Consider the following 10,258-nt stretch of genomic DNA (forward strand, 5'->3'; position numbering starts at 1 on the left):
CATCCGCTGTTGTGGGATCGTCGGGCTCGGATTCATTCTCGTTCGTTCGCGCGACGAGGCTGTTCTGGACAGCCTGATGGAGGCAACCACCAGTCCGTCGTGGCGTGCACGTGAAGCTGCCGCGATGGCCGTTCAGGCGATAGGCGACACGGATCCGGAACTATCGGCGGTGCCGGGAAAGCCAGGCGGGCGGTGCGCGTAAATTCGCCGAGTTCACCGCTTTCGGCGGACTCCGCCGAAACCTGCGGCCGGGTGTCGGTGAGCGCTTTGTCCAGCAATACTTCCAGGCGGTCTGCTCGGGTGGTGGATTGATTGTAGAAGCGTGCGTGAACGAATTTTGCTCGCAGTGACCGGTTTTCGGTGAACTGCGTGACGTCGAGTTCGTACCCGGCGTGGCGGGCGAGTTCGAAGAAGAACACGAATTGTGTTCTGGTGTTTCCTTCTCGAAACTTATCTCCAGTCGAGGTGGTCCTGATGTGGTCCGTACTTAATGTTCATGTCGTGGACAGTGTCGCCGACGCGCCCGCAGGTGCCCGATCGTGGTCCGTATGAGACATTCGTCAACTGTGTCGAATGCGTGGATGCTTGTCGAAACGTCGTGCCGCTTCAGAATTCCGACTGAGTAGGCGCCTACGAGCCGCCGTTTCGGTACGCAGCTTGGGCGGAGATGACGTTCCGAGTTACTGTTCGGCTGCACCGTACCGGGGGCGGGTCGTCGTTACTTCCGAAATTGGCGAACGAGTAGACCGCGGGAGGAATTGTCACAGTGAGGCGGGGCCAACGGATCCAAGTCAGTCCGAAGTTCGAGGCCAAGGCCACCACGGAGAGTGCGAAGCCGGCTTTGTACGGCGCTGAACCGACACGACGCCGGTGCTTCGGGGCAGGTCGCTCCGTGGACTCAGGACCTCGAACGCGGCGGAAGCCCCCAGGGATCTTCGTTGATTTGTTCGGATACGTCGTTGCTAGTACCCACCTCGAATATCCTCCACCCACGGCTGCCGTGAGCCCAACGTTGTCGCCGCGCGTTGGCCAGGTTGCGCCGCAGATTAGCGGTAGGTGGTGCATCGTCGTCATCCGATTGTGCCAGGGCGATTCTCCAGTCACGCGAGGCATTCTCCTCGGCTTGATACAGCGCGAGCTCCATCATCGACAACTTGAAGTCCGTAAATTCGGGCGACAACTCCTTTTCGATTGTCTCCCAAAACCACTGGTAGAATGTTCGTACCGCGACTGAGTTCTTCTCGATGGCAGGTAGGAAGTCGATCCAGTTTGGTTGAGTCTCAATGAACTTGCGTGCTGGACTGGTCCATTTGCTCCATCTCAATAGCACTTTCTTCTCCAGCCTCAGCCTGTTCTCGTGTGTCCACGGGCCGTCCCCACTCTGGCTAATGTGCGTACTTCCGCTCGGCACCGGCAGCGCGTAGTGGACTGTATAGTTTCGCAGGTCCTGGAGGAACTTGATCTCCCCCGCCCCCAGGAGCTCTGTCACCTTAGGTGAATAGACCATGATCTCCCATTCGGAGGGAGTGTCTTTGGCCTTCATGGGCCAAATGGTTCGGTGAATGGCGCGCTGGACGTCGCGAAGTGTGCCGATTGATGCCAGGTAATTGTGGAATAGGCGCACTAGTTCATGCTCGTAGTCATCGTCCATCTGACTCGGCATCACATCGGTTCCTACGAACCTCACGACGAGGTTATAGAGCTCTGTGGAGTTTCCCGCGAACACCCTTGAGGCCCTGTTCAGAGCGTCAAAGTGTTGGTGCATCGGGAAACCTGGCATCGCCCTCACCAACTCGTGTAGACGAACTGCGTCGGGAACGAATCGGTCCGAGGCTGGGGTTTTGATGTCCGGCATGGAGCGAAGATACCGGGTGGTGCTGACGTTCACACACGTCAGCAGAGTTCTGCCCCTGGCAGTCCAGGTGGTCGAGTGATGTCGATCGGCGAAGTCGGACAGGTTCGGTAGGGCGCGCAATTCAATTCCCTGGCTCGCGGTCATCACGCGCGTGGCGACGAGCGGCTTGTGGTGTCGAATCTCCGGATTTCGTATGAAACTTGATCCGCTGACCGCTGATAGGTGCTCTGGCCTGGAGGTCTTGGAGCGCTGCGCACCGTCGGTCGCCGCCTGTCAGATCTGCACGTCGACTACGAGAGCGTCGATCCGTATCCCCTTGACGTACAACTCAAGTCAGGATCATCGAACGCGGGCGGTGAGACGTGGCGGGTGTCAAAGATGGAGTGGGGCAAGAAGAAAGACCCCGAGACCGGCAAGAATGTAGACGACCGCACCACACTCGTCTTACAGCCCGAAGGTCACCATCGCTGGCATCCCAGAGGATGCCGAGCGGTACATGCTCGGTTCCCGGTCGACCTTGGCATGGATCATCGACCGCTACCAGGTCAAGACCGACAAAGCGTCGGGCATCGTCAACGACCTCAATGATTGGTGCGATTAACGTAGTGATCCGACCTACATTGTCGAGTTGATCAAGCGTGTTGCCACTGTGGCGGTCGAGACAATGAAGGTCGTCGACGCCCTCGGAGTGAGTAGCCCTGCATAGCAGTTGGAGCGCTTGGTAATTGAAAATTGCCACCTTCGATACTAGTTCCTTATCGATATCGCAACGGAAGGATCTACTAGGCTTCGTAGTCTGGGTCGGTGTCGCTCAGCTGATGCTGGCAGGTCACAGTGGCTTGCCCCGACTTTCGCGTGGGTGGGGCGGTTTCGTTCTCGATGAGACATTTCGCGCTTGAGGGTCTTGCTTGATAGAGTAGCGAACGATCCAAGTCCTTATTGCCGTGGCCGTGCACGCTACGTCACTGAGGCACCTACCTAAGTTCGGAGCAAGAACGTGGTCGACAACAGTCATATTCTTTCGGCTATGCATGCCCTTTTCGAGGCATTGGGGCCGCCAACGAGCCGCCCCCTATCGCCCAGTGAGCGTACCGATATGCATCCCGAGCGGTTTTACGAGGGCTTCCATCCAGTCTTCGAGCTGATGGAGACATTTGGACCAGGGGATGCCGGTTACACGCATCAATTTCCACGGCGAGGTGGCCACTCCTCCCTGCCAGTGTTTGTGGAAAACGGCGGCATCGTTGTGATCGAAACCTACTTTCATAAGGGTGATATGACCATCGAACGGCTGGACTATGGAATAACGCCTGCGCCGGTTTTCAAGGCCTTGTATGCCTTGCTCGAAGGCGCTGAAGTGCGCGACTAGCTAATCCTGCTCGACACACGCCGTCCTGACCCTCGTTTGAGGGTCGGGGCGGCGTCGTTTGTAGGAACACTGAGGAGCGAGTGGTGTCTTCGTGAAGGCGTTTCGCGAGGGGCGCAGTCATCAACCTGCCTTATTCACTGCCAACTGTCACCTTGCAAGTTCGATAACCGACACTTCGTTAATGCCAATGCGGTTGGCATCGCGTCCAGCAGCCCGAAGCCCTCGGTGAGCTATGACCGCGTACGTAACAGTATTTGAGGCACCGACAGTGGATGTATCAATGGAGCCGTGCTCGGGGAACTCTTCATGCGAATAGCTCGTTAAGAGGTGGTTATGTGTGCAATCAATACTTAAGTAGTTCGGCGTTTGGATGGCGGGTCTTCTCAATTTCCGCTGCGTGGGCAGTGGTTAATCGCGTCCTAGGCGCTGGAGGGGTAGAACGACGGAGGAGCTAGAGATGGTCCGACAAGCTAGGCGAGCTAAGGGCGAGCCCTGTGAGGAAATGTGGGCACGATCGGTGGTCGAGGCACATGCTCGCGTAACATTGGATCCCAATGACGACGGGTCTGTAAACGAGATGGTCGACTACAATGTGTTCGATCGCCCTTCTACTGACCTTACCCGACAACAGTTGGGAATCCTGGAAGTTGGCACGATCACCAATAGTGACTTCAAGGTCAGTGAGGCGACCTTCAAAAAGGAACTCGGCGACGGATTTGACGATTCATCGTTGGAAGGAACGTGGTTGGTCTTTCTCGCCTATGGGGCGCGCCTGAAGCCGGTTCGGGAACGATTAGTGCCGGTTCTCAGGGCTCTCGAGCAGCATGACATCGAGACACTTAGGCCGGGTTACCAGAGGGACCCTCACCTTCAACAGCTTGCGCTGCAGCTGGCGGAAGTGGGCGGTGTGATCAGTGTGGAGCGCCATCGCGACCCATGTCCAGCTCAGGTTTTGTGCAGCTTCCAGTGGAGCACTGTCGGGCCAACCGATCCTCTCGTTACGTTGGAGATGGTCGAGGAATGGCTCGCTCGTTCTGACAAGGATCAGAAGGGCATTCGTCGGAAGGTGGGCTTGCGGGACGGCCAACCCTATGGTGGTCTCTTCCTCCGGATCGAGAAGGTACCTTCACCGGTGGTCGGCACGGCGTTCTCAAATGACTACCAGCATTACACCGAACCATTACGGGCGCGTCAGCTCCCTCCACGCGAACCTACGTTGCCGGCGGAGATCACGCATCTGTGGTTGATGGCAGAGGACGGATTCGGATGGTACTGGGATTCCGTGCGATGGCACGTTGTCGAGCATTCGGAGGGTGGGGCGTAGTCGGCGACGAACTGAGCACGTCGTGCTCGCAACCCTGTCCGCAGCAGTAGCCGGGCACTCTTGGCAGTCACAATGCGCTCACCGTTAGCTGGGCCAGCCACACGACTTTTTTGCTTGTTACCGCTCCTGCCAGAGTTAGCCTGCCACCAAGGCAGGGTAGTGGGGGACCCGAGAGAGCGGAAACTGAGATTTGCGGCGATGGCCGGCATACTGCTTAAGCCTTTGCGGAACCGAATCGAATTGCTCGCAGAAAAGTCGTCGGACTATAATCCAGCTGACGTTGAGGTCCATTTGGTAATTGGTGTCCGGGGACATCACTTAGAGTCCGCTTATGTCGAACAACATGCGCGGGCAGAACCGCGTGGGTGCATGCACTTGGTGACCATACCCGGCGTGGCAAGGTCTTCGTGCCACCGTTGTTGAGCATGCCGGTCCCGACTGAAGTGCTCGACCAGCTACGGGATGACCTTCCAGATATTCTTTGGCCTGTCTGCCTATCAGCGCTAGGAGGTGACCGTGCGGCTGCCGGTTTGGCGAGATTGCAGGAAGCCATGGCAGATTTCGACCCACCGTTGTTTCCCGTGGGGTCACCCGCGTTCGATATGAGGTTGACGTCGCTCGAGGCGATTCCAGAGGAACTTCGCGCCCAGGTTCTCGGGATCGCTGTCGATGTGATTGATCGTCATATGTTGTTGCCGGATCTGGTGCTCAGCGCGATGCGTCTCTACCCGGATTTGCCGGGGAAATGGTTGTTGGTTGATCCGTGGCATGAACGCAACGCAGCTCGCGACGGGGATGGCCTGGTCTTCATCGCTGGAGCTGTGCGCGACTACGCCCTCGACGGTCACATACAGGCTATTGCCAAGTATTTCCAGATCACATGGGACGTGTTGCGCACCCACGGCAGTTTTGATCGGACTGTGGTTGACCTTATGAAGACGTATCCCGGTGACCCTGCAACTCTCGATGCCGCAGATTCAGCTATCCGGGCAGTTCTGAAGTCCTCGACGGTCAGGTGCACGTAAGTGTCGACTGTTGTCGCAATGGAAGCGTGTCCAAGCAGAACGCGTACAACTTCTGCCGGCACGCTGTTACGCAGTAGCGGTTTTGGTCCGGATCCGGCAGACCAGGCCATTGAGTCCTATCCGGTGAAGCCATCCCGAGAATTGGAGCAACGAAAAGGCTTCCGGGACTGCGCAACTCGGAGGCTCCTGACACTGGCTGTCTTTCGGACGTCAGCTGCCTCCTCCGCTTGCCGTGCAGACGTGATGAATTCCATCCCGTGACTCTGTCCTCTCAATCTCCGGCCGCTTCCATGCGAAATCGCACGGCCTTACTTGCAAGCTGTACACGGCAGCTAAGACACAGGGGCTCCGAAAGACCAGACCCTGAGCGATAGAGTGGCATGTGCCCAAAGTTGGTACTTCGACAAATGAGTACTAGCGGTCGCGGGCCGGCACTCGAAAGGACTTCGACCTTGAACGACTCTGTCTCCCGCTCCTCCGGACGAGGCGATCGGTTTTCCGCAATTATTCGATTAGTTGAGAAAGCAGATGCTGAGTTGATTGCCAATACCGTCTTCGGGCCGGCTGACAGATACGCGCAGCAAGCCGTGGAACTTTCACTACTTCCCGAAGGAAAAGCCCGTCACAAGTACGTCAATCGGTTCTACTGGTACGGCAAGATTGACATTCACACCGGCAATCCTGTTCCCCGTGACAAGAAGGTCACTGTGTGGGCTCTCGGAAAAGACGAGTTGGGATTTTGGTACGAGATCAAGAATGCTTATGTGTTTGGAACCGCAGAGCGGCACAGGGAACAGGCGCTTGCTGATCCATTGCGGCGGCATTTTTGGGCCGTGATCAGCGTTGCATCGTCTATCGTGCAAGAGATTCGGGCGCTTCACGATATCGCGGTGGAAGCCTTCCTCACGTCCGCGACCGGACCTGTCGACGTCGACAAAGAACTTGCGAGCATCACCACGCATCTGCTTGATGTCGCATCAGTCAGAGTCGATATCGGTAGCGAACCGATCGGTGACACCCCTGAGATCCAACACGCCCGAAAACTGTGGCTGCGCCACATCGAGGAACTAGATACCAATGTTGTTCAGCCAGTGATGGAGCGAATCACCTCACTATCCGAGTACCGTGATCGACTGCGCGCCGTACAGATTCAGACGCAGACAATCCGTCGTATCGGCAAGAGCGCCGGAATCGACGAGCGGATGGACAAACTCGTTGCGAAATCCGGGCGGGACGTTGAGGGATCATCGAACATCAAATCGTCCACAGATGAGATTCACCAAGCCGAAGTCGCTCGCAGTTCCGCTTTGGCTGAGGTGCGTGGCGACTACCTAAACGCTCTGTTGCCGTAGACAAATTCGCTTTTCCTAGAGATGTGTAAGTCTCTGCCGTGGTTGATCGTAAGTTTGTGGTGGTTGAAAATTGGACGGCGTTCTCGGGAGGTAAAGACTCCAATGCCCGTCGCGCGTGTGGGTGCGGCGAGTTGGTTGCGAGCGAGGACAGCGCGTGCGGCAGCTTCGACATCGATCGGATCGCTCTCACCACTGTTACGGCGGAGCTTGCACCCGACCTCTGTGGGCTCAAGCAAGATCGGAAGCCGAGCCCTTCCGCCGATGGGATGACCCGCCCCGCAACAGCTACACAATGGCCTGCTTGACTCATCGCTGTGATGGAAAAACGGGAGCCTCGGGCCCAGCAAACCCTTGAGTCCGCAATAAAGGTCGTCAGTCAGGCTGTACCCGAACCGATCCGAGAACACTGGGCCGACATCGGGGGCGTCCGTTATCCACCAAAGCAGGCATACCAGCTGATCAGCGACCTCCCCCGGTCCAGCTTCACCTCTCATGCCGCCCTGGCGCGTCTCCGCAGAATCGGCTTCACCACCAGTGTCTACCAAACCAGGATCGGGGAGCGGCACACCGAAACAGACACTGACCCCAGTGGGCCGCAGGCGGACTACACCCATCTGTCGGCATCGTTCTCCACTCTGCTGGATTTTCTCACCACGAATCAGCTCACCGAGCACCTGTCCTCCGCTGAGGCGGCATTCGCCGGCTCGGACATGATCGGGTGCGCTGACACCGTCGAACGCTTTCATTTCAGCGAGGATCTTCTCGACGCAGCCCTCGCCGTTCGTCAGCATGTCGGACGGCTCAACGACGTCATTCATGCCACCGTCATTGCGCGATGTCTGCCACTGATCCTCGAACCTGGGGAGACCGTCACGGCCAGGCCATCACTCGGCGCTGGAAACGACCCCAGCAGGCCTTTTGATGTCGAGACCGATCGGCGCATCGCCGAGTTCAAGGTTTCGCAGTGGAAGGGCGCTGACACCATGCGCAAGCGAGGTGTGTTTGCTGATCTAGTTCATCTGGCGTTGGATCCCACGGAACGGCATGCGCAGATGTTCGTCGTCGGGCCGCTTCCGAAGAAGTTCTTGGTGACCTCACGATCAACCGCCGAGTGGGCCTTGGGGCGCTCTTCGCCTCACACTCGACGCCGATTCGAAGAGAATTTCGGACCCGCCGCGCAGTTCACCGTCGCCGAGTTCACCGCTGGGCTGGCTGCGCATATCGAGATCATCGACATCGCAACATTAGTGCCATCTCTGGGCCTGGCAGACGACCTGCTGTAGGCGACGTTGTTCCCTTACCTCCCCGACTTTTTACTGCCAGCACAACCGGTGTTTCATTGCCGTGGTTGCTGCATAGGGGCTGTTTTTAGGTCTCTCAGAAGATCGATACATCGGTAGACGATCCGACCTCAACAGGACAGGTCACCACTCGATTCGATCTGGACCAGCGGCAGCGGCTTTGACTTCCCTCATCTTTTCGGCGAGTTCACGACTCCATACCTCGTGCTGTTCGATACTCCCTCGATAGCCACTTGGTCCGGTACTGCGATGATGAAATTTCTCCAGTGACGCCGCTGTGCCCTTGAACGTCGCCGCGAACAAGTCCCAAGCCTCGGAAGCATCCTCACCGAAGGTGAAGACAACCCGCAATTCGGGCAGTCGGACAATCAAAGCGGTAAGAAACTGACTCCCTCTCAACAGGTACGGTCGACGTTCCGCGACCTTCATCGTGGAAAGCCCTTTCACGTACCAAGGGCACACGTTCCAGCCGACACAGTCATCAGCGCCTAATCCGGCTTCTTCCATCGCCTCGGCGAGCCGCCGAGCCGCGACATCCATGTTCTCGACAGAGAGGAATCCAGACCCCGCGTTGTCGTCCTCGTCGTTGGTCATGATCCCTGGAGAAGCCAGCAAAAATAGGACTCTTGCACGCCGGCCACCGAACTCAGGCGACACATACGGGACGAACTCGCCGTATGTGTCGCGGATGTCATCGACCAGGTCGTTCAAGTCCTCGATATGGGGATCTCGAATATGTGCCCGCTGCCAGACGCGAAACGCCGGAAACTTCATCTTCTGGTTGCGCACCTCGTGAACTTATACGTGTGAGCCGACATTGGGAGATGGCAGTAACACGCGCATAAGTTCCCGGCGCACCCCCGAGAATCCTGATCGGCGAAACCCTCACGACGACAGACCCGCACTTTCTGGTCTATCTGATGCACCCCGGGTGAAGCAGATCGCTCCGTCGAGCTCGACGATCGCTGTACGATGTTGAGTATAATGGAAGAGCCTGCGCGTTGGCGTAGGTCTCGCAGCGAAGACATATTTCTTGTCCTCATCGACGACGCAAGAGGGAGTCGTCGTGATGCGCACCGCGCATCCTTTGAGCGCTTTGAAGAGGGTGACTGCTTCGCTGTGGAGTTCGGCGAGTAGGTCTTCGGTGATGCGGGCCGCTTCGACGCGTTTCTGGAAGACAAGGTCCCCGCGAGCTTAGTGGTGGGTGATGAAGATTTCGACCTGGGCTAATGCTTGCGTAGCGGATTCGGGTTCAGGTGCGCCGTAGCCTGATCGCATCGTGTGCATGATCGACGGTCCCCCGAATTTCATTGTGGTTTTCGCGTTCTGGCATGAAATGCGGTCAACCAAATGTGCCGTGCAGTGCGCTGCGACGAGGTCCTCGATGCGGGAGGTGATGTCGATGTCTTCGTGCAGTACAGCGGCGCCGTGAGCGGCTCCGATGGTTCTCGCCACAGGGGCCAGGCGAGTCGGCGCACAGTGGGAGTGTCATTGAATTCGGCTGAGGTGATGGCATTTCGGCGACGCCAGTGATGGCTGGGTTTTGCGCGCTCAGCGCTTCCGCGCATCCGGTCCTTGGCGTTACTCATGCCGCATCCTCGGTTCCGATTTCCAAAAGCTCTTCTACTGCATCGCCGTAGGCGGTGGTCGCTGCGTTTTCGATCAGGAGGCTGAATGCCTGAGCGAACTGCTCGCGCCGGCCGACTGTCGCCTTGAGCATGTGATCGCCTGGCTCAGTGATCATTTCGCGGAACACTTCGGCGGAACTGGCGTTTCGGTGCGATCGCAGCCGTATTCCTGCCGCGAAACATCGTCCAGATCGGCGCAGAGGACGGCGCGGCGCAGGAGACGTCCCTCCTACCGGCTCACTGATCGGAAATGCTGCGCGTGTAGATCCGGGCTGACAGGATTGGGTGTACTGAGGAAAGGACGCCCATGACGTTCGCGGATCTGGACGGCGATGAACTGTGGAGTTATCTGCAGGAGCGTTCAGGATTGCCCGGCCCGCGCGCGAACCTCGCGCTCATGCTCG

9 protein-coding genes and 2 pseudogenes are annotated in these 10,258 nt (G+C 57.7%); 7 read left to right on the top strand and 4 right to left on the bottom strand.

Annotated features, from left to right (window positions below; all coding sequences use genetic code 11):
- Nucleotides 1–202: pseudogene (locus tag R4P70_RS32185) on the top strand (hypothetical protein); the annotation flags it as partial.
- 696 nt (nt 203–898) lie between these two features.
- On the opposite strand, the gene R4P70_RS32190 reads toward R4P70_RS32185, so the two are convergent.
- Nucleotides 899–1,855: a hypothetical protein gene (locus tag R4P70_RS32190; protein ID WP_317833752.1), complete on the bottom strand. Its 957-nt coding sequence runs from the start codon at nt 1,853–1,855 to the stop codon at nt 899–901.
- Nucleotides 1,856–2,104: 249 nt separating this feature from the next.
- Between R4P70_RS32190 and R4P70_RS32195 the strand changes: the two are divergent.
- From R4P70_RS32195 to R4P70_RS32220, 6 genes and pseudogenes are all read left to right on the top strand, one after another.
- Nucleotides 2,105–2,561: pseudogene (locus tag R4P70_RS32195) on the top strand (type ISP restriction/modification enzyme); the annotation flags it as partial.
- Nucleotides 2,562–2,852: 291 nt separating this feature from the next.
- Nucleotides 2,853–3,224, top strand: coding sequence for a hypothetical protein (locus R4P70_RS32200; protein ID WP_317833754.1), 372 nt, complete (start codon nt 2,853–2,855; stop codon nt 3,222–3,224).
- Nucleotides 3,225–3,741: 517 nt separating this feature from the next.
- Nucleotides 3,742–4,548, top strand: coding sequence for a hypothetical protein (locus R4P70_RS32205; RefSeq protein ID WP_317833756.1), 807 nt, complete (start codon nt 3,742–3,744; stop codon nt 4,546–4,548).
- Nucleotides 4,549–5,099: 551 nt separating this feature from the next.
- Nucleotides 5,100–5,573 (top strand): hypothetical protein, encoded by a 474-nt coding sequence (locus R4P70_RS32210; protein WP_317833758.1) that lies wholly within the window; start codon nt 5,100–5,102, stop codon nt 5,571–5,573.
- Between the two features lie 452 nt (nt 5,574–6,025).
- Nucleotides 6,026–6,925: a hypothetical protein gene (locus tag R4P70_RS32215; RefSeq protein WP_317833760.1), complete on the top strand. Its 900-nt coding sequence runs from the start codon at nt 6,026–6,028 to the stop codon at nt 6,923–6,925.
- 314 nt (nt 6,926–7,239) lie between these two features.
- Entirely contained in the window at nt 7,240–8,208 is a 969-nt protein-coding gene (locus tag R4P70_RS32220) for a hypothetical protein (RefSeq protein WP_317833762.1), read from the top strand.
- Between the two features lie 141 nt (nt 8,209–8,349).
- On the opposite strand, the gene R4P70_RS32225 is transcribed toward R4P70_RS32220, so the two are convergent.
- From R4P70_RS32225 to R4P70_RS32235, 3 genes are all read right to left on the bottom strand, one after another.
- A complete protein-coding gene (locus tag R4P70_RS32225; RefSeq protein ID WP_317833764.1) occupies nt 8,350–9,015 on the bottom strand; it encodes a hypothetical protein in 666 nt (221 codons plus the stop codon).
- 405 nt (nt 9,016–9,420) lie between these two features.
- Complete coding sequence (locus R4P70_RS32230) at nt 9,421–9,681, bottom strand: hypothetical protein (protein ID WP_317833766.1); 261 nt, start codon at nt 9,679–9,681, stop codon at nt 9,421–9,423.
- Between the two features lie 130 nt (nt 9,682–9,811).
- Nucleotides 9,812–9,970 (bottom strand): hypothetical protein, encoded by a 159-nt coding sequence (locus R4P70_RS32235; protein WP_317833768.1) that lies wholly within the window; start codon nt 9,968–9,970, stop codon nt 9,812–9,814.
- Between the last annotated feature and the right edge of the window lie 288 nt (nt 9,971–10,258).

The sequence above is a fragment of the Rhodococcus sp. IEGM 1241 genome (assembly GCF_033142365.1).
Lineage (GTDB): Bacteria > Actinomycetota > Actinomycetes > Mycobacteriales > Mycobacteriaceae > Rhodococcus_F > Rhodococcus_F erythropolis.